This window comes from Monashia sp. HAY1-11D (genome assembly GCF_056868035.1).
The window spans coordinates 1,047,291-1,072,131 of record NZ_CP200320.1; the positions used below are offsets into that span (position 1 = coordinate 1,047,291).

General features: G+C 71.0%; 22 protein-coding genes and 1 tRNA gene. 12 read left to right on the plus strand and 11 right to left on the minus strand.

All coding sequences use genetic code 11. The features are described from left to right. Positions 1–14: 14 nt before the first annotated feature. Entirely contained in the window at positions 15–332 is a 318-nt protein-coding gene (locus AC1VM9_RS04875; protein WP_481343741.1) for a MoaD/ThiS family protein, read from the minus strand. Between the two features lie 66 nt (positions 333–398). On the opposite strand from AC1VM9_RS04875, the gene AC1VM9_RS04880 reads away from it, so the two are divergent. Continuing rightward, positions 399–1,085 carry a response regulator transcription factor gene (locus AC1VM9_RS04880; protein ID WP_481346814.1) on the plus strand — a complete coding sequence of 229 codons (687 nt, stop codon included), beginning with the start codon at positions 399–401 and terminating at the stop codon, positions 1,083–1,085. A 120-nt stretch (positions 1,086–1,205) separates the two neighbouring features. On the opposite strand, the gene AC1VM9_RS04885 is transcribed toward AC1VM9_RS04880, so the two are convergent. Next, complete coding sequence (locus tag AC1VM9_RS04885) at positions 1,206–2,996, minus strand: bifunctional metallophosphatase/5'-nucleotidase (RefSeq protein WP_481346813.1); 1,791 nt, start codon at positions 2,994–2,996, stop codon at positions 1,206–1,208. Positions 2,997–3,156: 160 nt separating this feature from the next. Here AC1VM9_RS04885 and mshD point away from each other — a divergent pair, with 160 nt between their 5' ends. The 7 genes from mshD to pstB all read left to right on the plus strand — a co-directional run bounded on the left by mshD (position 3,157) and on the right by pstB (position 11,680). Next, positions 3,157–4,074 carry a mycothiol synthase gene (gene mshD / locus AC1VM9_RS04890; protein WP_481346812.1) on the plus strand — a complete coding sequence of 306 codons (918 nt, stop codon included), beginning with the start codon at positions 3,157–3,159 and terminating at the stop codon, positions 4,072–4,074. A 71-nt stretch (positions 4,075–4,145) separates the two neighbouring features. Beyond that, positions 4,146–6,458: an RNA degradosome polyphosphate kinase gene (locus tag AC1VM9_RS04895; RefSeq protein ID WP_481343376.1), complete on the plus strand. Its 2,313-nt coding sequence runs from the start codon at positions 4,146–4,148 to the stop codon at positions 6,456–6,458. A gap of 38 nt (positions 6,459–6,496) precedes the next feature. Continuing rightward, complete coding sequence (locus AC1VM9_RS04900; protein WP_481343375.1) at positions 6,497–7,447, plus strand: NUDIX hydrolase; 951 nt, start codon at positions 6,497–6,499, stop codon at positions 7,445–7,447. 231 nt (positions 7,448–7,678) lie between these two features. Further along, entirely contained in the window at positions 7,679–8,803 is a 1,125-nt protein-coding gene (gene pstS, locus AC1VM9_RS04905; protein ID WP_483121490.1) for a phosphate ABC transporter substrate-binding protein PstS, read from the plus strand. Positions 8,804–8,919: 116 nt separating this feature from the next. Continuing rightward, positions 8,920–9,927 carry a phosphate ABC transporter permease subunit PstC gene (gene pstC, locus AC1VM9_RS04910; RefSeq protein ID WP_481343373.1) on the plus strand — a complete coding sequence of 336 codons (1,008 nt, stop codon included), beginning with the start codon at positions 8,920–8,922 and terminating at the stop codon, positions 9,925–9,927. Then, positions 9,924–10,883: a phosphate ABC transporter permease PstA gene (pstA, locus tag AC1VM9_RS04915; RefSeq protein ID WP_483121492.1), complete on the plus strand. Its 960-nt coding sequence runs from the start codon at positions 9,924–9,926 to the stop codon at positions 10,881–10,883. Before pstC ends, pstA begins: the two co-directional genes overlap by 4 nt. 20 nt (positions 10,884–10,903) lie before the next feature. Further along, positions 10,904–11,680, plus strand: coding sequence for a phosphate ABC transporter ATP-binding protein PstB (gene pstB / locus AC1VM9_RS04920; RefSeq protein WP_481343371.1), 777 nt, complete (start codon positions 10,904–10,906; stop codon positions 11,678–11,680). Between the two features lie 203 nt (positions 11,681–11,883). Here the strand turns inward: pstB and AC1VM9_RS04925 are convergent, their stop codons facing one another. The 7 genes from AC1VM9_RS04925 to AC1VM9_RS04955 form a co-directional block, all read right to left on the minus strand. Further along, positions 11,884–12,888 (minus strand): inorganic phosphate transporter, encoded by a 1,005-nt coding sequence (locus AC1VM9_RS04925; protein ID WP_481343594.1) that lies wholly within the window; start codon positions 12,886–12,888, stop codon positions 11,884–11,886. Positions 12,889–12,895: 7 nt separating this feature from the next. Further along, positions 12,896–13,516, minus strand: a complete 621-nt coding sequence (locus tag AC1VM9_RS04930; RefSeq protein ID WP_481343595.1) for a DUF47 domain-containing protein — start codon at positions 13,514–13,516, stop codon at positions 12,896–12,898. Positions 13,517–13,635: 119 nt separating this feature from the next. Continuing rightward, the gene (locus AC1VM9_RS04935) at positions 13,636–13,905 is read right to left on the minus strand and encodes a hypothetical protein (protein WP_481343596.1); all 270 of its coding nucleotides are present in this window, start codon (positions 13,903–13,905) and stop codon (positions 13,636–13,638) included. A 345-nt stretch (positions 13,906–14,250) separates the two neighbouring features. Then, a complete protein-coding gene (locus AC1VM9_RS04940) occupies positions 14,251–14,862 on the minus strand; it encodes a hypothetical protein (RefSeq protein WP_481343597.1) in 612 nt (203 codons plus the stop codon). Positions 14,863–15,090: 228 nt separating this feature from the next. Beyond that, entirely contained in the window at positions 15,091–15,705 is a 615-nt protein-coding gene (locus AC1VM9_RS04945; RefSeq protein ID WP_483121495.1) for a phosphoribosylanthranilate isomerase, read from the minus strand. Positions 15,706–15,739: 34 nt separating this feature from the next. Next, the gene (locus AC1VM9_RS04950; RefSeq protein ID WP_483121497.1) at positions 15,740–16,693 is read right to left on the minus strand and encodes a hypothetical protein; all 954 of its coding nucleotides are present in this window, start codon (positions 16,691–16,693) and stop codon (positions 15,740–15,742) included. A gap of 154 nt (positions 16,694–16,847) precedes the next feature. Next, on the minus strand, positions 16,848–18,362 hold the full coding sequence (locus AC1VM9_RS04955; RefSeq protein ID WP_483121499.1) for a PucR family transcriptional regulator: 1,515 nt from the start codon (positions 18,360–18,362) through the stop codon (positions 16,848–16,850). Between the two features lie 153 nt (positions 18,363–18,515). Between AC1VM9_RS04955 and AC1VM9_RS04960 the strand changes: the two genes are divergently transcribed. The 4 genes from AC1VM9_RS04960 to AC1VM9_RS04975 all read left to right on the plus strand — a co-directional run bounded on the left by AC1VM9_RS04960 (position 18,516) and on the right by AC1VM9_RS04975 (position 22,604). Then, positions 18,516–20,096: a purine-cytosine permease family protein gene (locus tag AC1VM9_RS04960; protein ID WP_483121501.1), complete on the plus strand. Its 1,581-nt coding sequence runs from the start codon at positions 18,516–18,518 to the stop codon at positions 20,094–20,096. A 99-nt stretch (positions 20,097–20,195) separates the two neighbouring features. Beyond that, positions 20,196–21,053, plus strand: coding sequence for a creatininase (locus AC1VM9_RS04965; RefSeq protein ID WP_483121503.1), 858 nt, complete (start codon positions 20,196–20,198; stop codon positions 21,051–21,053). A 12-nt stretch (positions 21,054–21,065) separates the two neighbouring features. Continuing rightward, positions 21,066–22,316: a M24 family metallopeptidase gene (locus AC1VM9_RS04970; protein ID WP_483121505.1), complete on the plus strand. Its 1,251-nt coding sequence runs from the start codon at positions 21,066–21,068 to the stop codon at positions 22,314–22,316. 212 nt (positions 22,317–22,528) lie between these two features. Continuing rightward, positions 22,529–22,604 (plus strand) — tRNA-Lys (locus AC1VM9_RS04975). Between the two features lie 188 nt (positions 22,605–22,792). Here AC1VM9_RS04975 and AC1VM9_RS04980 read toward each other — a convergent pair. Both AC1VM9_RS04980 and AC1VM9_RS04985 read right to left on the minus strand, forming a co-directional pair. Continuing rightward, the gene (locus tag AC1VM9_RS04980; RefSeq protein WP_483121507.1) at positions 22,793–23,482 is read right to left on the minus strand and encodes a response regulator transcription factor; all 690 of its coding nucleotides are present in this window, start codon (positions 23,480–23,482) and stop codon (positions 22,793–22,795) included. Continuing rightward, positions 23,479–24,735 carry a sensor histidine kinase gene (locus tag AC1VM9_RS04985; protein ID WP_483121509.1) on the minus strand — a complete coding sequence of 419 codons (1,257 nt, stop codon included), beginning with the start codon at positions 24,733–24,735 and terminating at the stop codon, positions 23,479–23,481. The genes AC1VM9_RS04980 and AC1VM9_RS04985 overlap by 4 nt, the downstream gene beginning before the upstream one ends. Positions 24,736–24,841 lie beyond the last annotated feature (106 nt).

A 24,841-nucleotide genomic window follows, 5' to 3' on the forward strand; every position in this document is an offset into this window, starting at 1 on the left:
GGGGTCATTGTGCATCACCCACCGGCGAACGGCGGCAGCACCTCGACCGTCGCACCGGGCGTCACCGGCACCTCGCGGCCGACCTTGCGGCCGTCGAGCAGGAAGGTCGCCACACGCGCGACCCGCTCCAGCGCCGGGTGGGCGGCGACGGCGGCGTCGAGGACCGCACCGACCGTCGCGCCCTCCTGCACGTCGCTGTCGGTGCCGGCAGCGGCCCGGGCGGCCGCCCAGTAGCGCACCGTGACACGGGCCCCGGCGCCCGCCGCGGCGTCGGCGTCACCCGCCGCGTCGAGGGGGTCGGCGACCACGGGAGGGGTCTGGCTGGAGGTCATCGGACTCCGTCTCATCGTTCATGCCGTTCGGTCCCGGCCCGACCAGTCTCGCCTATCCTGCAGGAGATGGCCCGCCTGCTGCTGCTCACCAACGCGCTCGCCCCGAGCGCCGAGGTGCTGCCCGCGCTCGGGCTGCTCAGCCACACGGTCCGCATCCTGCCGGCCGAGGCCACCGCGCTCGTCGACGCGCCGGACTGCGACGTCGTCCTCGTCGACGCGCGGCGCGAGCTGGCCAGTGCCCGGTCCCTGTGTCGGGTGCTGCGCACCACCGGCATCGGTACGCCCCTCCTGGCCGTCCTCACCGAGGGCGGCCTTGCTGGTCTCACGGCCGAGTGGGGCCTCGACGACGTGCTCCTCGACTCCGCCGGCCCGGCCGAGGTCGACGCCCGCCTGCGCCTCGCCATGACCAAGGGGCAGGACGACGAGGCCGACCTCGACATGCCGATCACCTCCGGTGAGCTCGTCATCGACGAGGCGAGCTACTCGGCCCGCTTCCGCGGCCAGCCGCTCGACCTCACCTACAAGGAGTTCGAGCTGCTCAAGTACCTGGCGCAGCACCCGGGACGCGTCTTCACCCGCGCGCAGCTGCTCCAGGAGGTCTGGGGCTACGACTACTACGGCGGTACGCGCACTGTGGACGTCCACGTCCGGCGGCTGCGCGCCAAGCTCGGCCCCGACCACGAGGCACTCATCGGCACCGTCCGCAACGTCGGCTACCGCCTCGTGCCCGACCGCGCCGACGCCACCGCCTGACCCGCCCGCGCCGACCCGCCGGCGCCGAACAGGCCGACCACGGCCGGGAACCCGGCGTGGCCCGGACCCCCTCGCGGAGTCCGGGCCACGCGTCGTGCTGGCCTGCTCGGGCGAGCCGGCTCAGCTCACCGAGATGCGCGTCAGCGGGGCGGGCGCGTAGCCCGCGTTCTCGGGCCTGGACAGGTAGTTCGCGAAGGCGTCGATGTCGAGGCCGCCGAAGTACTTGCCGGTGCCGCCCTGGAAGGCCGGGAAGTTGTCGCCGCCGTCGGACAGGAAGTTGTTCGTCACGATGCGGTACGACGCGGCCGGGTCGACGGGGACGCCGTTGATCATCACGGTCCCCTCGACGACCTTCTGGGTGGCGGTGCTCCACGTGTACGTGAAGCCCTTGCTGACCTGGAGCATCTTCGCGGCCGAGCCGGCGTTCTTGCCGGTCCGCTGCTGGTTGAGGACGTCGTAGATCTGCTGACCCGTGAGGTTCATCGACACGAGGTAGTTGTTGAACGGCTGGACGTTGAACGCCTCCTCGTACGTGATCGCCCCGGGCGCCTCGCCGTACTTCGAGCTGGCGTAGGTGAGGTCGGTCCGGATGCCGCCGGGGTTCATGAAGGCGACGACCGGCGTCTGGCCCCCGGTGACGACCGACGGGTCGGCGAGCTGGGCGTCGGCGATGAGGTCGCCGAGGGGGGACTCGCCCGCGGCGTTCTGGGCCCGGACGATGTCGGTCGAGATCGTGCCGATGACCTTGCTCGCGATCGCCGTGACGAGCTGCTTGTACTTGGTGATGAGCGCCGTCTCGGCGGCGTCGGGGGCGACCGTGCGGGTCACGAGGTTGTTGACCGAGTCGGCCTCGGTCGGTCGGACGATGTCGGACGTGCGACGGTCGTAGGTGACCTCGGTGTCGTTGTAGAGGCGGCCGAACGAGGAGGCCGACGTGACGAGCCGGGGAACACCGGTGGAGTCCGGGATCGCGCACACGTACGGCTGGTGCGTGTGGCCGGAGATGACCATGTCGATCGCCGGGTCGAGGTTCTTGACGATCGGGATGATCGGCGAGTCGGCGGACAAGGTGCCGCCGCCCTTGCACGTGTAGTCGTAGGGCGTGTTGGCCGGTGGGGAGCCGCCCTGGTGGACGAGCACGACGATGGCGTTGACGCCCTGTTCCTTGAGCACGGGCACGAGCGCGTTGGCGGTCTCGACCTCGTCGTTGAACTGGAGGCCCGCGACGCCGGAGGCGGTGACGATGGTCGGCGTGTCCTTCAGCGTCATCCCGATGAAGCCGATCTTGGCGCCGTTGAAGTTCTTGACCCAGTAGGGCGGCAGGATCGTCTTGCCGGTGGCCTTCTCGACGACGTTGGCGGCGAGGTACTGGAACTTCGCGCCGGTGAAGGTGCCGGCGGGGCAGGAGTTCTGGTTGTTGGCGCCGTCGCCGTCGTCGATGCAGCCGCCGGTCTGGAGCCGCTGCAGCTCCTTGTAACCCTCGTCGAACTCGTGGTTGCCGACGGACGTGGCCTCGAGGCCGAGGCTGTTGAGCGCCTCGACGGTCGGCTCGTCGTGGAAGGCCGCGGACAGCAGCGGGGAGGCCCCCACCATGTCCCCGGCCGCGACGGTGACGGTCTTGTCGTGGCCGACGCGGGCCGCCTTGAGGTGGGTCGCGAGGTACTCGACGCCCCCGACGTCGGTGGTCTGCGTCGACGTGGCCCCGGTCTGGAGGCGACCGCTGGAGCCGCTCGGCGGCTCGAGGTTGCCGTGGAAGTCGTTGAACGACAGGATCTGGATCTTGAGCAGCGGCCCCTGCGTGTCAGCCTTGCCGGGGTTGCCGGCGGGCGACGCGAGGGCCGGGGCCGCGAGAGCCGCTGCGCAGACACCTGCGACGGCGACACCCAGGGCGCGGCGAGTGGAACGGGACATCGTCTCCCCTTGTCTGGTCGAAAGCGTGCCCGTGGGCACGCGACGGACTGTAGTGCTCGGCACCGACCTTCGGGGCGTTGGTGCGTGACGCTTTCCCGAGCGCACGCCTTCCGCCTCCGGCGGCACCGGCGACTCGTCCCGCGTGTGGTGGAATCGGCCCATGCCCGACCTCGAGGTGACGGTCCACGACGCGCGCCACCCCCTCTCGGAGGACGACGCCGCCGCGGCCCTGGCGGTCGCGGCGAGCGCCGGCGACGTCGACGGGTCACCCCCGCTGTCGGAGCAGTTCCGGCTCGCTCTGCGGTCGCGGTCCACGGATGGCGTCCGGCACCTCGTGGCGCGGTCCGGCGGACGCGTCGTCGGCTACGCGCAGGTGCGGGACGGCGCGGCGGGCGAGCCGCCGTCGGCCGAGGTCGTCGTCGACCCCGCGGAGCGCCGACACGGCGTCGGCACGGCGCTGCTCGAGGCGGTGCCGGGCGACACCCGGGTGTGGAGCCACGCGTCCGGCGCGGCCGGCGATGCCGCGTCGGCCTTCGCGGCGGCGCGCCGCCTGGTGCCGGTGCGCTCGCTCCACGTCATGGGTCGCTCCCTCGCCGACGGCCCGGACTGGCCGGCCGCCGTCGTGCCCGACCGGTACGCCGTGCGACGGTTCGAACCCGGACGGGACGAGGACGCGTGGTTGGCGCTCAACGCCGCCGCCTTCGCCCACCACCCGGAGCAGGGGTCGCTGACTCGGGCCGACCTCGACCAGCGCACCGCGGAGCCCTGGTGGGACCCGGACGGGCTGATCCTCGTCGTCGAGGCCGCCGACCAGGACCGTCTCGTGGCCTCGCACTGGACCAAGGTCGACCCCCCGGACGGCGAGGTCGGCGAGGTCTACGTCGTCGCCGTGTCGCCGGCGCACCAGGGCGAAGGGCTCGGCCGGGCGGTGACCGTCTTGGGCCTGGACCACCTGCGCTCGCTCGGGCTGGCCAGCGTCGTGCTCTACGTCGACGACGAGAACACCGCCGCCGTGCGCACCTACCGGGGGCTGGGGTTCGAGGACGTCGAGCTGCACCGTCAGTTCGCGCGCGGCTGACCCCGAGCCGGGGCGCCCGACCGCTGGGACGAGTTCACCCGGCCGTTGCCGAAGGGTGCCACGATGAGGCCATGAGCACCGGCAGCCTCACCCCGACCGACCTCGTCGACACCGACGAGGAACCGGTTCCCGACGCGGGGCGGGAGGGCCCGGACGCCTTTGTCGAGAGCGCCGAGGTCAGCTCGTTCGCGAGCACCGTCCACACGCGCCGGATCCCGGCCCGCGCCGCCAACGGCCGGTTCGTCGGGCTGGTGCAGCCGGCCGAGGCCGAGGACGAGCTGCCCGCCGACCGCTACCTCGAGCGCGAGCTGTCGTGGCTGCAGTTCAACGAGCGCGTGCTCCAGCTTGCGATGGACCCTGCGGTGCCGCTCCTCGAGCGCACCCGCTACCTCGCGATCTTCGCCAACAACCTCGACGAGTACTTCATGGTCCGCGTCGCCGGGCTGAAGCGTCGGATCGCGACCGGGCTCGCCGTGCGCACGGCCGCGGGCATCGAGCCGCGCGAGCTCATCGAACGCGTCGCACGGCTCGCGCACGAGCTGATGCTCCAGCACGCGGCCGTCTTCCAGCACGAGGTGCGCCCGGAGCTGGAGGAGCAGGGCATCACCATCGTGCGCTGGGACGAGCTCGGCGAGGAGGAGCTCGAGCCGCTGCACTACTTCTTCTCCGACCGCGTCTTCCCGGTGCTGACGCCGCTCGCCGTCGACCCGGCGCACCCCTTCCCGTACATCTCGGGCCTGTCGCTCAACCTCGCGGTGCTCCTGCAGAACCCGAAGACCGGTTCGGAGCACTTCGCCCGGGTCAAGGTGCCGCCGAGCCTGCCCCGCTTCATCCTCGTCGAGGAGGACATCGACTCCGACGTCGAGCGCAAGCGGTTCGTGCCGCTCGAGGACGTCATCGCCAGCCACCTCGACCAGCTCTTCCCGGGGATGCTCGTCCAGGAGCACTTCTCCTTCCGCGTCACCCGCAACGAGGACCTCGAGGTCGAGGAGGACGACGCGGAGAACCTCCTCACTGCCCTCGAGAAGGAGCTGACACGCCGCCGGTTCGGGCCGCCGATCCGCCTCGAGGTCGAGGAGGACATCGACCCCAAGGTCCTCGACATGCTCAGCCGCGAGCTGCAGATCAGCGAGCGCGAGATCTACCGGCTCCCGACGCCGCTCGACCTGCGCGGCCTGTTCACCGTCGCCGACGTCGACCGCTCCGACCTCGAGTTCCCCAAGTTCTTCCCCCGCACGCACCCGGACTTCGCGCCGACCGAGAGCGCCAAGCCCATCGACCTGCTCGGGGCCGTCCGTCACAAGGACGTCCTCGTCCAGCACCCCTACCACTCGTTCTCCACGTCCGTGCAGGCTTTCATCGAGCAGGCCGCCAACGACCCCAAGGTCCTCGCGATCAAGCAGACGCTCTACCGCACGTCGGGCGACTCCCCGATCATCGACGCGCTCATCGACGCCGCGGAGGCCGGCAAGCAGGTCCTCGCGGTCGTCGAGATCAAGGCGCGCTTCGACGAGGTCAACAACATCTCGTGGGCCCGCAAGCTCGAGGAGGCGGGCGTCCACGTCGTCTACGGCGTCGTCGGCCTCAAGACGCACGCCAAGCTGTGCCTCGTCGTGCGCCAGGAGTCCGACGGGCTCGTCCGCTACTGCCACATCGGCACCGGCAACTACAACCCCAAGACGGCCCGCGTCTACGAGGACTTCGGCCTGTTCACCACGGACCCTCAGGTCGGCGAGGACCTCTCGCGCCTGTTCAACCTCCTGTCCGGGTTCGCGCCACGGAGCAAGTTCAAGCGCCTGCTGGTCGCCCCGCGCACCGTCCGCTCCGGGCTCGTCGACCTCGTCGAGCAGGAGGTCGAGATCCACCGGGCGCGGCCCAAGGACGCCCCCGCCGGGCGCATCGTCATCAAGGCGAACGCCATGGTCGACGAGGCGCTCATCGACGCGCTCTACCGCGCGAGCATGGCCGGCGTCCGGGTCGACCTGTGGGTCCGCGGCATCTGCGCCGTGCGCCCCGGCGTCGAGGGGCTGTCGGAGAACATCCGCGTGCGCTCGGTTCTCGGCCGTTTCCTCGAGCACTCGCGGGTCTTCTGGTTCGACCACGGCGGTGACCCGCAGGTCTACATCGGCAGCGCCGACATGATGCACCGCAACCTCGACCGACGCGTCGAGGCCCTCGTGCGCATCACCGAGCCGGGGCACCTCCTCGAGCTCGACGACCTCCTCGACCTCGCCTTCGCCGAGACCACCTCGCGGTGGGACCTCGGGTCCGACGGCCGGTGGGTCCGCCACCACCAGAACGAGAACGGCGAGCCCCTCCGCGACCTCCAGGAGACCCTCGTCGAGCGTCACGACAAGCGTCGACGCAAGGCGCGCCGACGCTGAGCACGGGCCGAGGACGTACGTCTGGCAGGCTGGCGCGCGTGGCCTCCGTGATCCCCGCCGCCGGCACGCTGCCGTGGCGCCGCGCCGACGGCGGGCTCGAGGTCGCCCTCGTGCACCGGCCCAAGTACGACGACTGGTCGTGGGCCAAGGGCAAGCTCGACCCCGGCGAGCACCCCTGCGTCGCCGCCGTGCGCGAGACGTTCGAGGAGACCGGCCTCGTCGTGCGGCTCGGTCCCTCGCTGCCGCCCGCCGAGTACGGCGTGCTCGACGCGACGGGCGGCCCCGCCACCAAGCAGGTCCACTACTGGGCCGCTGAGGTCACCGGCGGCGAGGGCCGGCTGCTCCACGAGATCGACGAGGTCGCCTGGGTCGACGTGCGCACCGCGCACGACCGGCTCGACTACGCCCGCGACCGGGACCAGCTCCTCGCCCTCGTGCGTCTCGACCGAGCGGAGCAGCTGGCGACCTGGCCGCTCGCGCTCGTCCGCCACGCCAAGGCGCGTCCCCGCGGCAAGTGGGACGCCGACGACCGGAAGCGCCCGCTCGACGCCGTCGGCCGCGCCCAGGCCCGCGACATCGCCTCGGTCCTCGGCGCGTACGGCGTCCGCCGGGTCGTCACGTCCTCGAGCGCGCGCTGCGTCGAGACCGTCGAGCCGTACACGACGCAGGCCGGGGTGAAGCTGCGCACCCGTGACGCCCTGTCCGAGGAGGACTTCGCCGAGGACGCGTCGGGCGCCACGCACCAGCTGGAGCGGCTGCTGCGTCGGGCCGAGCCGTCCGCGCTCTGCAGCCACGGTCCCGTGCTGCCTGCCCTCCTCGCCCGTCTGGCTGACGCCGTCGACGCGTCGAGCCCGGATGCCGACCTCCTGCGGAGGCGCCTGGCCGAGGCCGCCGACGAGGCGATGCACAAGGGCGAGGTGCTGGTGTGCCATCTGACCGGGACCGGCCCGAGCGCCCGCGTCGTCGACGTCGAGCGCATCGACACCTGAGGCCCGGCGAACGCCGGCCCAACCCTCCATCGTGTGGCGGGTCTCGCCCGCGCGCATCCCGAGGCGAGCCGCGATCCCAAGACGTCGCCCCGCGTTCACCGCGAGTTAACCGGACGTGGGGGATTCGACACCCGATGCGCCTACCTTCGCCGATGGATGAAGTGTCCAGCACCGTCGGCGGGCCGAGCCCGTCCCGACGCCAAGACAGTCCCATCGAGAGGGAACACACTCGTGTCCGTTTCGCGTACCAGCGCCCTCGGCGCCATCGCCCTGTCCGGGGCCCTTGCGCTCTCGGCCTGCGCGTCCGAGAACAACGGCGCCGCGCCCGGCGCCGGCGCCGCCGCGGCGGGCGGCTCGACGGCCGCCGGCGACTGCTTCAACGGCGACCTCAAGGCGGAGGGCTCCTCGGCCCAGAAGAACGCCATCGACGAGGCGATCAAGGCGTACCAGAACGCGTGCGCCGACGCCAACATCGACTACCAGCCCACCGGCTCCGGCGCCGGCATCAAGCAGTTCATCGCCAAGCAGGTCGACTTCGCCGGCTCCGACTCGGCGCTGAAGACCGAGCCGAAGGACGGCGTCATCGAGGCGGACGCGGCCAAGCAGGCCTGCGGCTCCGAGGCCTGGAACCTGCCGATGGTCACCGGACCGATCGCGATCGCCTACAACGTCAAGGGCGTCGACAAGCTCGTCCTCAACGCCGACGTCGCCGCGAAGATCTTCGACGGCAAGATCACGACGTGGAACGACCCGGCCATCGCCGCGCTCAACAAGGGTGTCGCCCTCCCGTCGACGCCGATCAAGGTCTACTTCCGCTCCGACGAGTCCGGCACCACGGAGAACTTCACGAAGTACCTCAAGGCCGCCGCGCCCGAGGCCTGGAGCTACGACCCGGGCAAGAAGTGGACCGGCAAGGGCGAGGGCAAGGAGAAGTCCGCCGGCGTCGCCACCGCGACGAAGGGCCAGGACGGCGGCATCACGTACGTCGAGCTGTCCTACGCCCAGCAGAACCAGCTGCCGATGGCCCAGATCGACACCGGCTCCGGCCCGGTGGAGCTGACCGCGGAGTCGGCCGGCAAGACGATCGCGACGGCCAAGCAGACCGGCACGGGCAACAACCTCGCCCTCAAGATCGACTACGCGACCAAGGAGGCGGGCGCCTACCCGATCGTCCTCGTGACGTACGAGGTCGTCTGCTCCAAGTACGCCGACGCCGAGACGGGCAAGAAGGTCAAGGCCTTCCTCAAGACCTTCGCCTCCGACGAGGTCCAGAAGGACCTCGAGAGCAAGGGCTACGCCCCGCTCCCCGCCGAGGTCGCGAGCAAGGTCAAGACGGCCGTCGACGCGATCTCCTGACCCACCGCCCCGGCCGTGTCGGGAGCACACCGGACCGGCCGACGACGCAGGGGCGGGCGCCGCACTCGGCGTCCGCCCCTTGCGCCGGTCCCCTCCAACCAAGGAAGAGGCACCAGATGTCGACACTGACGGGTGTATCGGCCGCGGACGAGCTTCCCGGTCCCGAGGGCGGGCGACCGCTCCAGGGCGACCGCGCCTCCACCGGACGCATGGGTGACCGCCTGTTCGGTGGTTTCGCCACGTTCTCAGGCGTTCTCGTCATCGCCATCGTGACCCTCATCGCGGTCTTCCTCGTCGTCGAGGCCGTGCCGGCCCTGACGAACAACTCCGAGAACTTCTTCACCAGCCGCGTCTGGTCCCCCGGCGGCGACAGGCCCGCCTTCGGCATCCTCGAGTTCCTCTGGACCACGGTGGCCGCCTCCACGATCGCCATGGCCATCGCGGTCCCCGTCGGTGTCGCGGTCGCGCTCTTCCTGACGCAGTACGCGCCACAGTGGATGCGGCGCCCGGCCGCCGCCCTCGTCGACCTGCTCGCCGCCGTGCCGTCGATCGTGTACGGCCTCTGGGGCCTCATCACCTTCTTCCCGGTGTGGAAGCCGGTCCAGCAGCGCATCGAGGACACCCTCGGCTGGTTCCCGCTCTTCGCGCCGGCCGGCATCACCGGCGGCACGATCGCCTTCATCGGCATCGTCCTCGCGATCATGGTGCTGCCCATCGTCACCGCCCTCTCGCGCGAGGTGTTCGACCAGACGCCGGCCACGCACAAGGAGGGGGCGCTCGCCCTCGGTGCGACGCGGTGGGAGATGATCCGCACCGCCGTGCTGCCGTTCGGCAAGCCCGGCGTCATCTCCGCCGCGATGCTCGCCCTCGGCCGCGCCCTCGGCGAGACGATCGCCGTGACCTTCCTCGTGTCCGCCCTGTCCGACGGCACCCCGTGGACGTTCTCGCTGTTCAACGGCGGTGAGACCTTCGCCTCGAAGATCGCCAACAACGCGTCCGAGTTCAGCAACCCGAGCAAGACCGGCGCCTACATCGCCGCGGGCCTGGTGCTGTTCGTGCTGACCTTCGTCGTCAACAGCATCGCCCGGATCGTCATCGAGCGCAGGAAGGCCTTCAGCGAATGAGCACGGTGACGCAGGACCGCGGCCCCCTCGACGATGCCACCACCGACGTCGCGCCTGCCGGCGACAAGCGCGGCCGCGAGGCCCTCCGCGAGATGAACAACCCGCACCGGGCGCGCGCCGTCAAGGACGTCGCGGCCCGGGTCGTCATGTGGCTCGCGTTCGCCCTCGCCATGGTGCCGCTCGTGTGGATCCTCGGAACCGTCGTCGTCAAGGGCGTGCACATGCTCGGCTCGATGACGTGGTGGACGGGCAACCAGCGCAACATCAACTCCGACGACCTCGGTGGCGGCGCCCGCCATGCCATCGAGGGCACCCTCGAGATGGTCGGCATGACGACCCTCATCGCGGTGCCGATCGGCATCATGACGGCCGTCTACCTCGTCGAGTACGGCCGCGGCGCGCTCGCCCGCGCCATCAGCTTCATGGTCGACATCCTCTCGGGCATCCCCTCGATCGTCGCCGGCCTGTTCATCTACGCCGTCATCGTCACGACCCTCGGCCTCCGGCAGTCCGGCTTCGCCGCCTCGCTCGCGCTCGTGCTGCTCATGGTCCCGGTGATCGTGCGCTCCACCGAGGAGATGCTCAAGCTCGTGCCCAACGAGCTGCGGGAGGCGTCCTACGCGCTCGGCGTGCCGAAGTGGGTGACCGTCGTCAAGGTCGTCCTGCGCACCGCGTTCTCGGGGATCATCACCGGCGTACTGCTCGGCATCGCCCGCGTCATGGGCGAGACGGCGCCCCTGCTGATCCTCGCGCCGTACACGAAGAACTTCCAGCGCGACCTGTTCGACGGCAACTTCCCCACCCTGCCCATGATGATCAACCAGGACCGTGGCGACCTCGCGCTCGCACCCGCCGCCGAGCGCATGTGGGGTGCTGCGCTGACCCTGATCCTCCTCGTCCTGCTGCTCAACGTGATCGGGCGCGTCGTCGCCCACTACAGCGCGGTCAAGAAGTAAGAGAAAGCGAATCCCCTGACATGGCAAAGCGAATCGACGTCACCGACCTCAACGTCTACTACGGCGGCTTCAAGGCCGTCGAGGGCGTCTCGATGACGGTCGAGCCCCGGTCCGTCACGGCGTTCATCGGGCCCTCCGGCTGCGGCAAGTCGACCTTCCTCCGGACGCTCAACCGGATGCACGAGGTGATCCCGGGCGGACGCGTCGAGGGCAAGGTCATGCTCGACGACCAGGACCTCTACGCGTCGTCGATGGACCCGGTGGCCGTCCGCCGTACCGTCGGCATGGTCTTCCAGCGGCCCAACCCGTTCCCGACGATGTCGATCTACGACAACGTGGCCGCGGGCCTGCGCCTCAACGGCGTCAAGAACAAGAAGACCCTGGACGGCATCGTCGAGCAGTCCCTGCAGGGTGCCAACCTCTGGACCGAGGTGAAGGACCGGCTCAACAAGCCCGGCGCGGGCCTGTCGGGCGGACAGCAGCAGCGCCTCTGCATCGCGCGCGCCATCGCGGTGCAGCCGCAGGTGCTCCTCATGGACGAGCCGTGCTCGGCCCTGGACCCGATCTCGACGCTCGCCATCGAGGACCTCGTCAACGAGCTCAAGAGCGACTACACGATCGTCATCGTCACGCACAACATGCAGCAGGCGGCCCGGGTCTCGGACCGCACCGCGTTCTTCAACCTCAAGGCGACCGGCGAGCCGGGCCGGCTCGTCGAGATCGACGACACGGCACGGATCTTCAACAACCCGACCGAGCAGGCAACCGAGGACTACATCTCCGGCCGCTTCGGCTGACCCGCCCGCGGCCTGACCCGCCCATGCCAAGGCGATCCCCCCGCCGGACCTCGCAACACACCGAGAAGTCGCCAACCCCGCTCGGAGTACCCGTGCGGGGTTGGCTGCTGCTCGGTGTGTTGCGCTGGTGCCGGGGCCGGACGCGGTGGGGGGCGGAAGCGGGTGGCCCGCACGCCGAAGCGGGGGGACGCGGCCCTTGGCGGTCAGCGGAAGATGGAGGTGATGTACCAGGCGAGGACCGCGACGAGCCCTGCACCGGGGAACGTCAGCACCCATGCGCCGACGATGTTGCCGGCGACGCTCCAGCGAACCGCCGAGACCCGCTTCGTGGCACCGACGCCCATGATCGCCGAGGTGATGGTGTGCGTCGTCGAGATCGGGGCACCGAAGGACAGGCCGGCCACGTAGAGGATCGCCGCGGCGGTCGTCTCGGCCGCGAACCCCTGTGGCGGACCGAGGTCGATGATGCGACGGCCGAGGGTGCGCATGATGCGCCAGCCGCCCGCGTACGTGCCGAGCGAGATGACGATGGCCGACAGCAGGAGGACCCACAGCGGGATGCTGTCGTCCTGGTGGTGGCCGGAGATGTTGAGCGCGAGGACGACGACGCCGGCGGTCTTCGCGGCGTCCTGCAGCCCGTGGCCGAAGGCCATCGCGGCAGCCGAGGCCGTCTGCGCCCAGCGGAACCCGCGCGTGACGCGTCCGGGGTTGGACTCGCGGAAGATCCAGAGGATCGCGGTCATGACGAGGTAGCCGACGATGATGCCGATGACCGGCGAGGCCACCATCGGGATGATGACCTTCTCCCAGATGACGCTCCACTGCACCGCGACGCCGGCGACGAGGGCCGCGCCGCCGAGGCCGCCGATGAGGGCATGGGAGGAGCTCGACGGGAGGCCGAACCACCACGTCAGCAGGTTCCAGCCGGTGGCTCCCACGAGGGCCGCCGCGACGAGCCACAGGCCGTTGACGCCCACCGGCTGCTCGATGATGCCGCTGCCGATGGTCTTGGCGACCTTGGCGCCGAAGAAGGCGCCGAAGAGGTTGGCCACCGCTGCCATGCCCAGGGCGACACGGGGCGTCAGCGCGCGCGTCGAGACCGACGTCGCGATGGCGTTGGCGGCGTCGTGGAAACCGTTGGTGTAGTTGAAGCCCATGGCGAGCGCGATGACCGCGCCCACACCGAGGACCGGGATGGTGGTGTCCATCGGTGGGTCAGGACTCCTTGACCGCGATGCCCTCGACGACGTGGGCGACCTTCTCGAACGCGTCGGCCGCGTTCTCGAAGCCGTCGACGATCGCCTTGACCTTGATGACGTGCACCGCGTCGGGTGAGTTGTTGAAGAGGTTGGCGACCATCTGGCGGTGCAGCGAGTCGGCCTGGTTCTCGAGGCGGTTGATCTCGATCCAGTAGCTCTTGAGGTCCTGCAGCGAGCGCAGGCGCGGCATCGCCTCGGCGGTGACCTCGGCCATCCGCGCGAGGATCTCGAACTGGTCGGCGAGTCCCTCCGGGATGTCACCGAGGCGGTACAGCACGATGAGGTCCGCGGTCTCCTCGATGAGGTCCATGCAGTCGTCGAGGGACGCGGCCAGGTTGTGGATGTCCTCGCGGTCGAACGGCGTGATGAACGAGCTGTTCACCTTGTTGATGAGCTCGTGGGTGGCGTCGTCGGCGGCGTGCTCGAACTCCCGCAGCCGCTCGGCGATGGCCTGGCGCTTCGACGGGTCGTCCTCCAGGAAGCGAGTCAGCTCCCGGGTGGCCTCGACGAGGATCTGGGCCGAGGAGGTGAAGAGCGAGAAAAAGCTCGTGTCCTGGGGTGTGAGGCGAAAACCCACGGGCGTGCTCCGGTCGAGTCGGGGTCTGGTCCGGGGACGATGCTACGGGCAAGTTCGCTGTGCGGCGCAATCGCGGTTCCACCAGGCGTTCACCCGGCGTTCGTCGGCCCGCGGTGGTCTCAACCGGAGGCTGCGTCGCCGACGACGGCGCCCGGCGCCTGGGGCGGATCGGGCAGCGAGGCGCTGCTCGTGGCGTCCTGCCCGGACGATGCCGCAGCGGGGACGCCCGGGACGGCGTCCTCGCTGAGACCGAGGAGCTCGTCGATCTCGGCCTGGGTGAAGTGACGCTCGCTGCCGGAGGCGGCGACGACGAGGTCGGAGACGAGCTCGATCTCGTCTCGGAGTGCAACATCGAGCAGGTCGGCCGACCGCTCCTCCTCGGGCGTCATCTGCCCAGCGTAGATCCGGACGACGCGTCCCGGGCGCGGAAGAAGGGAACGGGATGAGGCCGATGGGGGTGGACCCAGGCCGCTCATCGTGGCCCCCTTCCTGCCCCAGCGGGGCGCTGCCGGCCCGGTATCGGACACCGGGTGCGGAGCGCGACCGAGCGCGGTGACGGTGTGACGTCGGGCCGGGAGCGCCTCTCGGCACTGGGCCGCTCGTAGCGGCGGATTTTGGGACCCGGGGCTACCGCGGCCCGACGCGCAATCAAGGATAGGCGCCTCTGCGGCGATCACCAAGATGCGGGGGATACGTGCCCGTCCCCGCGGGCCCGTGCCGGCGTGGCCGGCCGGTCAGGCGAGGGCGTCTGCGCGCCACAGCCGGGCGGACGCGGCGAGGTCCTCCCCCATCGACAGGACGTTGGCCGCCTGCTCGGCGCTGGCGTCGCCGGAGCCGGTGTCGGCCCGGCCTGCCGCCACGACGCGGCAGAACGCGGCGGCCCGCTCGAGCGCCACCGCGAGGTCACCCTCGAAGACCCCGCGGAGGACCTCGTCGACGAGCCGGCTGACCTCCTGCGGCCCGGGCGGTTCGGCGGCCCCGGCGACGGCGTGGTTCGGGCCCGTGAACCGGATGCCGGCGCGGTACTCACGGCTGGCGTCGTCGGGGGCCCGGTGCACCCACTCGCGCAGCACGTAGAGCCGCCACAGCGCCCCGGGGAGGCTGCGTCCGGGGCGCTGGGACCACAGCTCGGCGATGGTCGACAGGCCGATCTCGTCGACGAGCGCGACGAGCTTGGTGGTGACGGCGGGGTCGGCGGCGGCGCGCCCGGCGTGGACGAGGGCGCGGGCGGTCTCGTGGGCGACGAGGATCTCCTCGGTCGGGTCGTAGGCCCCGCCGTGGGCCTCGAGCGCCGACGGGCTGAAGAACGCCGGACGGCGCGGGGTGCGGTGGTCGCCATCGCTCATCTCGGCAGGCTAACCCTCCGGACCGACCCTCCGCTGCGACCTCGGCGGCATGCTCGGCCGCGCGCCGGCCGGTTCGACGCCCAGGGGCCTGACCGGCGGCCCGGACGGCTCACGGTCAGAACCGCCCGGACCTGGGGCCGATGGCCGATGCCGGCATCGTCGAGGGGCCCTGCATACTGCCTACCCACGACGCACCCGCCATGGTCACCCCGGCCGGCTCCGGATCGGTCAGCGGGGCTCCGACATGCCGCGTGCCGCGGCGACGAACGCGCGCACGAGGTCCGCGTCCTTGACGCCGCGGCTCGACTCCACCCCGCTCGACACGTCGACGCCCCAGGGTCGGGCGGCCGCCACCGCTCCGGCGACGTTGAGCGGGTCGAGGCCACCGGCGAGCAGCCAGCGCCCGACGGGCCGACGGCGCTCGAGGGCCGACAGGTCCCACGTGCTGCCCGACCCGGCCACCGGCGCGTCGAGCAGGAGCAGCTCCTCGCCCCAGGCCCCGGCCACGACGTCGGTCGTGTCGGTCAAGGCCGTCGCCCGCCAGACCCGGCCGAACCCGGCTCGTGCCGTTGCGACGTCGTGCGGCGTGTACCCGCCGTGCAGCTGGATGACGCTGACCCCGAGCTCCGAGGCGACCTCCACCGCGCGCTCCACCGGCATCTCCCGGACGACGAGCACGGTGTCGGCTCGGCCGTCGACCGCCTCCACCACGGCCCGGGCCCGGCCCGGCGTCACGTGGCGTGGGCTGCCTTCGCTCATCACCACGCCGACCGCGTCGGCACCCGCGTCGACGGCCACCCGGGCCATGTCGGCATCTCTGAGCCCGCACACCTTGACGTACACGGTCCCAGCCTCTCAGGTGCGACCGAGGCGTCGGTCAGGGCGCCATCGCGGCGTAGCCGGAGGCGTCGTGCAGCGCGAGGCCGGCGAACGTCGCGTACGCCGACGCCCCGGCGGTGACCTCGGCGAGCTGGGTCTCCATGTCGGTGCGCGTCCAGCCGAAGAACGTCTGCTTCGTGTCCACGGCCGTGTCGCCGAGGTAGGTGGTCTCCTGACCGAGGCGCACCGGCTTGCCGAGCGCCGCCCCGGCGGTCAGCGCGGCCGCGGCGATGGCGAGGGTGCCGTCGGGGCCCGTGGCCGTGTTGCGGTAGGACATGACCGTCACGCCGGCGGTGCGCCTCATGATCTCGCGGTCGAGCGTGGAGGCGCTGCCACCTGCGCCGGTGGCGGGAACCTCGTTGAACCAGAAGGGGATGTCCGCCTCGATCGGGGAGGTGCCCGCGCTCGCCCTGAGCTTGTCGATGAGGGTCAGGTACTTCGCCACGACGGTCGACCGAGATGTGGTCCACGCCGGTGTCGTGTACGGCTCGACGTCCACGTGGATGCCGGTGAACAGCCCGGTGTTCCTGGCCGGCTTGAGCCAGGAGGTGACGACCCACGAGGGGTTGTCGACCCAGCCGGGGTCACCGCCGAGCGCGTCGACGCGGATGCCGGCGGCGCGGGCGCGGGCGACGAGGTCCTTGAGCTCGGGCAGCCGGCTCGAGGTGTTGACGTTCGGCGGGACGGCGACGAAGAGCTGGTCGATGCCGGTCCGGACCGCCAGGTCGACCGTCGCGCCCGGCGTGCTCGTGTCCCACACCCACAGGGCCCGGGTGTCGGCGCCGACCGGCGTCGCCGCGGCAGCCGCCGCAGCGGCAGCGGATGCGGCTGGTGCCGTCGCGAGCACCCCGACGGCGGCGGACACGATCGCGAGGCTCGTCATGACGAGGCGGGCGGGCGCGATGCGCTCACGGCGGACGCGACGACTCTGGCGTGAGCGGCTGGCGAACATGCTGGACTCCGGGGCCGTCGGGCTGGGACATGCCGATTGTCCGTAATGGGCCATCACCCCGCGGTGTTTCGCAAGATTCTCGCAAGACTCCCGTCGACGACGCCGGTCGTGGTCCTCGACGAACCGCCCGCCGCGACGACGGCCCTCGGTGCGGTCACGGTCTGGGGTCCTCGCGCAGCTGGGCGCCGCCGCGGGCGAGCCGGACCGCGAGCGTCAGCGCTGCGAGCTGCCCCTGCCCTCGGGGGTCGCCACCGAGCACGTGGAAGATCCGGCGGAGCCGCTTGTGCAGGGACTGACGCTCGAGGAAGAGCAGCTGCGCCGCCTCGGTCGCGTTGCACCCGGTGGAGATCCACACGTCGAGCGTCCTCACCAGCTCGCCGCCGGAGCGCTGGTCGAGGCGGACCAGCTCGCCGAGCGCCTCCTCGACGAGCGCATCGACGACGCCTCGGGACAGTGACCGCTCGGCCATCCGCTCCACGAGGAAGTCGGAGGCGTCGTACACGGTGCCGAAGCCCTTCGCCGAGCGGCCGAGCCGCCAGGTCGTGCGCGCCTCCGACAGCGAGAAGGACGCCTGGCGCAGGGTCCGCGCCGTCGGGCCGAGAGCACCCGTGAGCCCGGTGCCCGCGACCGATGCCCGCAGCGCCGTGAGAGCCCGGGCGCGTTCGGCCCGGGTGGGCGCCCGCAGCGGCACGAGGATCTCGAGCCACTCCCCGTGGGCCACGACGAGCGTGGAGGGCAAGGCCCGCCGGGTCCGCTGTTCGGTGTCGACGCGCCCGTCGGCAGGGCGTCGCACCACCGCCATCGCCAGGGGTCCTTCCGGGTCGATGCCGCCTGCCTGGCTCAGCTCGATGAGGCGTTCGCCTCCCCCACCGGCCCCGATGAGCCGCACCAGCTCGTCCTCGGCGAGCCTGGCGAGGCTGGGCCGGCTGTGCCGAGCGAGCGCCAGCGCCACGATGCTGCGGACCCGGGCCAGCACCGTCTCCAGCGTCTCGACGTCGGCTCCGACGCCACCGAGCAGCTCGAGCCGGGCGACGCCGATCCCGCTCACCTGCAGCTCGGCGCCCAGCCGACCGCCGTCACCGGACGTCTCCACGTCCGGCTCGGGCCCGGCCGCCGCGAGCAGGCCGCCGCGGGTGTCGAGCACGCGCACGTGGACGTCGAGGGCCTCGGCGATGACGGCCAGCAACGGCTCGAGGGCCGTCCCGGAGCTCGCGATGCGCTCGGTGAGCGCGCGGGACAGCTGGTCGGCGACCTGCAGCGCGGCGACCTGCGCGGAGACGATCCGTCGGTTGACCTCCTCGGCGACCTCGACGAACGGGACCACCTGACGCAGCTCGAGAAGCGGCAGGCCGGCCTCCTCGGCGGCCGCGACCAGATCGGCCGGCAGGTGCCGCCCGGACCCGGCGGTCTCGACGGCGAGCGCGGCGACGCCCCGCCGCCCGAGGCTCCAGACGTACTCGACCTGTGCAGCGGGTTTGAGCGCCAGGAGAGCGACGCCGCCGGTGAGGAGCAGCTCTCCGCCCGACAGCAGGGGCGCGATCTCGAGCACCTCGCTCGAGTGCACCCAGCGCACGCGACTCGTGGCGACCGCGCGCTCCCCGGCAACCACCCGTGGTGCGCCCGGGGCGAGGACGCCGCTGTCGAGGATCTCACTCAGAAGCAGGGACATACCGGCCACGATCCCAGTGCCGGCGACAGGTTGTCACCCATCGACGTTGTCACAGGCGACACTCTGAGGCTGGAAGGGAGGAAATGCGGATCCTACCGTTGTCGGCAGCCGGCATTCATCCGCAGGGGTTTCAACGACGAAAGCAGTCCCCACATGAGCCTTTCCCCGCACAGCACCTCGGAAGAGGTGACGCACACCGTCGAAGACGTGCTCCAGCCCGTCCCGGAGTCTGCTCGCACGACGAAGGTGTCCGGCCAGTTCTGGATCTGGGCCGGCGCCAACGTCGCCCCCATCAACTGGATCCTCGGCGCGCTCGGCATCCAGCTCGGCCTCGGTTTCGCCGACACGATGACCGTCCTCGTCGTCGGCAACATCATCGGCATGGTCGGGTTCGGCTTCTTCGTCCTCCTCGGGCAGAAGACCGGCGCCACCGGCATGCTCCTGGCCCGCGGCGCCTTCGGCCGGCGCGGCGCCTACCTGCCGGCCGCCATCCAGGCCGTCGTCGCGGTGGGCTGGTCGGCCGTCAACACGTGGGTCATCCTCGACCTCGTCATGGCGCTGTTCGCCAAGATCGGCTGGGTCGACCCGGACGCGTCCAACCTCGCCTGGAAGATCGGCGTCGCGGCCGTGATCATGAGCATCCAGGTCGGCATCTGCTACCGCGGCTACAGCGCCATCGCGAAGTTCGAGCGCATCACGATGCCGCCCACGATCATCGTGCTCATCGTCATGTCGGTCATCGCCTGGACCCAGCTGCCCATCGACTGGGGCTACGCCGGCCCTCCCGGAAAGGTGCTGACCGGCGGAGAGCGCTGGGCCGCCATGTCGGGCATCATGACCGCGATCGGGATCGGTTGGGGTATCGGCTGGTTCACGTACGCGCCGGACTACTCGCGGTTCGTCTCCAAGCGCATCCCGCAGTGGAAGCTCTACCTCACCTCGGTCCTCGGCCAGTTCCTGCCCGTCGTGTGGCTCGGCGTGCTCGGTGCGAGCCTCGCGACGATGCACGGCACCGCCGACCCCGGTGAGCTCGTCGTCAAGAGCTTCGGCGCCATGGCGATCCCGGTCATCCTGCTCGTCATCCACGGGCCCATCGCCACGAACATCATCAACCTGTACACGTTCGGCGTCGCGTTCCAGGCGCTCGACATCCGCATCGGCCGCAAGAAGCTCTCGGTCATCGTGGGCTGCCTCTCGATGTGCGCCGTCATCGGCTTCCTCTTCGCCGAGGACTTCGCGACGCTCCTCGACAACTGGATCATCGCCATCGCGGCCTGGGTGGCGACGTGGGGCGGCATCATGGCCGTGCACTACTTCGTCTTCGAGCGCCGTCACAAGACCTTCGGCTACCTGTTCGTCAACCCCCGCGACACCCGCCTGAAGTCCGTCAACTGGTCGGCGATCGTCGCCTTCCTCTGCGGCCTCTCCATGACATGGGTGTTCATGTACGGCGGTCTCCCGGCCTTCCAGGGCCCGGCCGCCACGGCCATGGGCGGGGTCGACCTGTCGTGGCTGGCGGGCACGCTGACCTCCGGGCTGCTCTACCTCGCCCTCGGCTACCCGCGGTTCCGCGACCGCATCCACCACGGCGTGCCGCTGAGCATCAAGACCGACCTGGCCGACGAGGACTACCTGCGCGACCACGGCGACGCGTGCGTCCACGACGCAGACCACGTGGACGCCCCTGGCCAGCCGGCGACGACCCCGGCCGAGGTCCCTGCGCCCCTGCGGTGACGACCTCACCGACCGCGCGGCGGGTGGGGCCGTCCCCGACCCCACCCGCCGCAGCGCGCGACCCTGCCCGCACACCCGAGAACCCGCCCAGGAGCAGCCATGCCCACCACCGTCCTCATGGAGGAGCTCGACGCCTTCACCTACCGCGAGCTGATCGGTCGCGGAGCACCGGTCATCGTCCCGGTCGGCGCGATCGAGCAGCACGGACCCCACCTCCCCCTGCAGACCGACGTCATGCTCGCCAAGGCCATGAGCGGGCGTCTCGCCGAGGCCGTCGACGGTGTCGTCGCGGCGCCCGTCGTGTACGGCTACAAGTCGCAGCAGCGCTCCGGCGGCGGCAACCACCTGGCCGGCACGACGAGCCTCGACGCGACGACCGTCATCGCCATCGCCCGGACGCTGACGCTGGAGTTCGCGCGGCACGGTGCCCGCCGGATCGTCTTCGTCAACGGCCACTTCGAGAACTACCAGTTCCTCTACGACGGGGTCGAGCAGGCCACGACAGAGCTGCAGCGGCGCGGCGAGGACGTCTCGGCAGTCCTGTTGTCCTACTGGGACTTCGTCGACGACGAGACGATCGAGGAGATCTACCGCGGCGCGTTCCCCGGCTGGGACGTCGAGCACGGCGGCGTCCTCGAGACCTCGCTGATGCTGCACCTGCACCCCGAGCTGGTCCACCTCGACCGCGTCATGGACCTGCCGGCCGCCCAGCTGCCCCGCTACGACCGGCTGCCCGTCCGTCCGGAGCTGACGCCCGCCTCGGGCTGCCTCTCCTCGGCCGCCGCGGCATCCGTGGGCGCAGGGCGCCTGCTCCTCGAGCGCACCTCGGCCGCGCTCGTGGCGTCGATCGGTGTCGAGCTGGGTTATCGACCCGGCGCCGAGCCCGGCCACCGACCCGATGCCGAGCCGTCACGCACCGACCTGGCTCACGCCGTCCCCGGATTCACCACCCTCTGAAGGAGATACACCATGTCCATCGCCACCCCCGTCACCTCGGTCAGCGAGCTCGAGCGGCTCAAGGAGCTGCACAACGGCGCGAAGGTCCCGCTCACCTTCTCCGACGCCGAGTTCGAGCGTCGCCTGACCGGCCTTCGCCGGATCATGGCCGCCAAGGGACTCGATGCCGTCGCGCTGACCTCCTACCACGGCATCAAGTACTACTCCGACTTCCTCTTCACGTACTTCGGCCGCTCGTACGCCCTCGTGGTCACCCCGACCGAACAGGTGACCGTCACCGCCAACATCGACGCCGGGATGCCGTGGCGGCGCAGCTACGGCGAGAACATCGTGTACACCGACTGGCGCCGCGACAACTTCCAGTACGGAGTCCAGGAGGCCCTCGCCCAGCGCGGCATCACGGCACGCCGAGTCGGCGTCGAGTTCGACACGCTCTCGCTCGACGCCCACGCCAGGCTGCAGGCCGTCCTCGGCGGGGCCGAGCTCGTCGACGTGGCCCAGGACGCGATGCGCCAGCGGATGATCAAGTCCGCCGAGGAGATCGAGGTCATCAAGCACGGCGCCCGCATCGGCGACCTCGGCGGCGAGGCCATCAAGGCTGCGATCCGCGAGGGCATCAGCGAGTACGAGGTGGCCCTCATCGGGACCGAGGCGATGGTGCACGAGATCGCACGCACCTTCCCCGACAGCGAGATCCGCGACACGTGGGTCTGGTTCCAGTCGGGCATCAACACCGACGGCGCCCACAACTGGGCGACCACCCGCAGGCTGCAGCGCGGTGACATCCTGTCGCTCAACTGCTTCCCGATGACCTCCGGCTACTACACGGCCCTCGAGCGGACCCTGTTCCTCGGCGAGCCCGACGCCCGCTCCCTGGAGCTGTGGGAGATCAACGTCGAGGTGCACCGCCGCGGCCTCGAGCTGATCAAGCCCGGCGCCGTCTGCAAGGACATCGCCGCAGAGCTCAACGAGATCTACGTCGGCCACGGCCTCCTGCCGAACCGCACGTTCGGCTACGGGCACTCCTTCGGGGTGCTGTCGCACTACTACGGCCGCGAGGCGGGCCTGGAGCTGCGCGAGGACATCGACACCGTGCTCGAGCCCGGCATGGTCGTCTCGATGGAGCCGATGATCACGGTCCTGGACGGCGAGCCCGGTGCCGGCGGGTACCGGGAGCACGACATCCTCGTGGTCGGGGAGGACGGCGCCGAGAACATCACGAAGTTCCCCTTCGGCCCCGAGCACAACATCGTCCCCTGCTGAACCCGCACCGGCTCCGACGTCGGCCGGCTCGTCGAACGGCGAGCCGGCCGACGCGTCTCGGGGCTCCTCGCGGGTCCCTGGACGACGGTGGGCAGTGCCTGCCCCATGACCGCCTGAGGCATACTTGCGCTGGGGGTCGCGCTCGGCAGCGACGCGCACGGCTGGTGTTCCGATCACGCCGGCCGGGAAGCTGCTTCTCACGCCGACCCCTCGGGCCTCTAGCTCAGTTGGTAGAGCGTCGGACTTTTAATCCGCTGGTCGTCGGTTCGAGCCCGACGGGGCCCACCACACATCTGCGCAGGTCAGGCGCTGTCTGCACCCTTCGACTCTCTCGCGCGTCGGCCTCAGACCGTCAAGCGCCGGCGCGGCGGCGTGCCTCAGGTCGTGCGACGTGACGTCGACGAGGCCGGCAGCCAATGACGGCGGGAACGGGACCGTTCTCGTGCGGTTGGTCTTGGGCAGCGACCAGACGGCGCCTAGGGGCTGACGAGGCCTGTCTGGTAGGCGATGACGACCAGCTGCGCACGGTCTCGGGCACCGAGCTTGACCATGGCGTGGCTGACGTGGGTGCGGGCGGTGGCCGGGCTGAGGAACAGCTCGGCACCGATCTCGTCGTTGCTCAGGCCTCGTCCGACGAGAGCCACGACCTCTCGCTCGCGATCGGTCAGCACCGCGAGCCGGTCCTCGGCTGCCACGCTCGCTGCTCGGTGTGCGGTGAACTGGGCGATGAGACGTCGGGTGATGCGTGGAGCGAGCAGCGAGTCCCCGGCGGCGACCACCCGTATGGCGTGCAGGAGCTCGGCCGGCCCGGCGTCCTTGAGCAGGAACCCGCTGGCGCCCGCTTGCAGACCCTCGAACACGTACGCGTCGGTGTCGTACGTGGTCAGGATGAGGACCTTGACGTCGTGCAGGCCGTTGATGGAGGCGAGCTGCCGGGTGGCGTCGATGCCGTCGACCTTCGGCATGCGGATGTCCATGACCACCACATCGGGTCGGGTGAGCCGAGCCTGCTCCACCGCTTGGGCACCGTTGGTGGCCTCGCCGACCACGACGATGTCGCTCTCCAGGTCGAGCAGGAGCCTGAAGCCCGACCGCACGAGCTCCTCGTCGTCGACGAGCAGGACCCGGATCTCCTTGCCGTCCCGGCCCCGGGCACTCGGGCTCATGCGCGAGCCATCCCTGCTGGCAGCAGAGGAAGCCGTGCAGTGACCTCGAAACCGCCACCGGGCACCGGTCGTGCGTGGAGGTCCCCGCCGAGGAGCTGGCACCGCTCACGCATTCCGAGAATGCCGCGGCCGGTCTCGTCCCGCTCCCCGGAGTGCTCAGCCTGGTCCGCGTCGTCCGGAGCGGTGCCCCGAGGAGTCAGCGCCCGGCCGCCCCGGCGTCCTTCGTCGGTCACCCGGACTTCCATGGTGTCGGCGTCGCAGTCCAGCGACACGGTGACGCGTGTGGGACCGACGTGCCGGATCACGTTGGTGATGGACTCCTGCAGGATCCGGTACACGGCGCTGCCGACCGCACTCGGCACCTGCACCGGAGGGTCGCCCTTCTGGAGCGTGACATCGAGACCCGCGTCGCGTGCCTTCGAGGCGAGGTCGTCGATCTGCTCGAGGCCTGGAGCGGGAACGCGCGCGTCGTTGTCGTCCCGCAGCACGTCGAGGATGGTCCGCATCTCCCGGAGCGCACGGGCGCTGGTCCGCTCGATGGCCTCGAGCGTCTCGCGGGCCTGCTCCGGTCTCCGGTCGAGGACGTGGGCGGTGACGCCGGCCTGCACATTGATGATCGCGATGGCGTGCGCAACCGTGTCGTGGACCTCGCGCGCGATCCTGAGCCGCTCCTCGTCCACGCGCGCCCGCGCCTCCTCCTCCCGCGTGCGCTCCGCCAGCTCGGCTCGTTCCAACGCCTCGGCCGCGACGACCCGCCGCGACCGAACGCTTTCTCCCAGTGCAGCGCTCATCACCGAGGCGCCGATGCGGAAGAAGACCCAACCGATGGCGGCGCGGGGCTCCACGTCCCTGGCCGCCACCAGCCAGCCGATGGTCAGCACGGAGACTCCCGCGCCGGCGATCAAGAGCGAGCGCCGCCCGTCGCCCAGCGTGGTCAACGTGTAGAGGGAGACGAAGAGACCGAGCCACCCGGGTCCGTCCGGGAAGTCCAGCGTGTAGTAGGTCAGGCTGGTCAGGGCGGTGGTCACGAAAACCGCCACGGGCCAGCGGCGGCGGACCGCCACGACGGCACCGCTCGCGATCAGCAGCGCGTATCCGAGGTTCCCGAGGTCGGTGAGGGGACGCGCCACCGACGCGGGGTCGGCTGTCTCTCGGGAGATCGTCCCTTGGACCTGCATGACGATGATGAACAGGGCGAGCGACAGCTCCTGCGCCCACACCGGTAGGCGGTAGCTCTCGACACTCCGCTGCATGCGGCGATCATAGGCACCCCGAGGAGAACGCGACTCCTCGTGGACGCGTGGTCAGCCACGTAGAGAAGCGCATTCGGGTGCCCTTCGGCTACGTCGAGCTGCGTAG

Coding starts and splice junctions, on each gene's coding strand:
- AC1VM9_RS04875 (WP_481343741.1), bottom strand. CDS start 332: ATGACCTCCAGCCAGACCCCTCCCGTGGTCGCCGACCCCCTCGACGCG.
- AC1VM9_RS04880 (WP_481346814.1), top strand. CDS start 399: ATGGCCCGCCTGCTGCTGCTCACCAACGCGCTCGCCCCGAGCGCCGAG.
- AC1VM9_RS04885 (WP_481346813.1), bottom strand. CDS start 2,996: ATGTCCCGTTCCACTCGCCGCGCCCTGGGTGTCGCCGTCGCAGGTGTC.
- mshD (WP_481346812.1), top strand. CDS start 3,157: ATGCCCGACCTCGAGGTGACGGTCCACGACGCGCGCCACCCCCTCTCG.
- AC1VM9_RS04895 (WP_481343376.1), top strand. CDS start 4,146: ATGAGCACCGGCAGCCTCACCCCGACCGACCTCGTCGACACCGACGAG.
- pstC (WP_481343373.1), top strand. CDS start 8,920: ATGTCGACACTGACGGGTGTATCGGCCGCGGACGAGCTTCCCGGTCCC.
- pstA (WP_483121492.1), top strand. CDS start 9,924: ATGAGCACGGTGACGCAGGACCGCGGCCCCCTCGACGATGCCACCACC.
- pstB (WP_481343371.1), top strand. CDS start 10,904: ATGGCAAAGCGAATCGACGTCACCGACCTCAACGTCTACTACGGCGGC.
- AC1VM9_RS04925 (WP_481343594.1), bottom strand. CDS start 12,888: ATGGACACCACCATCCCGGTCCTCGGTGTGGGCGCGGTCATCGCGCTC.
- AC1VM9_RS04935 (WP_481343596.1), bottom strand. CDS start 13,905: ATGACGCCCGAGGAGGAGCGGTCGGCCGACCTGCTCGATGTTGCACTC.
- AC1VM9_RS04940 (WP_481343597.1), bottom strand. CDS start 14,862: ATGAGCGATGGCGACCACCGCACCCCGCGCCGTCCGGCGTTCTTCAGC.
- AC1VM9_RS04950 (WP_483121497.1), bottom strand. CDS start 16,693: ATGTTCGCCAGCCGCTCACGCCAGAGTCGTCGCGTCCGCCGTGAGCGC.
- AC1VM9_RS04955 (WP_483121499.1), bottom strand. CDS start 18,362: ATGTCCCTGCTTCTGAGTGAGATCCTCGACAGCGGCGTCCTCGCCCCG.
- AC1VM9_RS04960 (WP_483121501.1), top strand. CDS start 18,516: ATGAGCCTTTCCCCGCACAGCACCTCGGAAGAGGTGACGCACACCGTC.
- AC1VM9_RS04965 (WP_483121503.1), top strand. CDS start 20,196: ATGCCCACCACCGTCCTCATGGAGGAGCTCGACGCCTTCACCTACCGC.
- AC1VM9_RS04970 (WP_483121505.1), top strand. CDS start 21,066: ATGTCCATCGCCACCCCCGTCACCTCGGTCAGCGAGCTCGAGCGGCTC.
- AC1VM9_RS04980 (WP_483121507.1), bottom strand. CDS start 23,482: ATGAGCCCGAGTGCCCGGGGCCGGGACGGCAAGGAGATCCGGGTCCTG.
- AC1VM9_RS04985 (WP_483121509.1), bottom strand. CDS start 24,735: ATGCAGCGGAGTGTCGAGAGCTACCGCCTACCGGTGTGGGCGCAGGAG.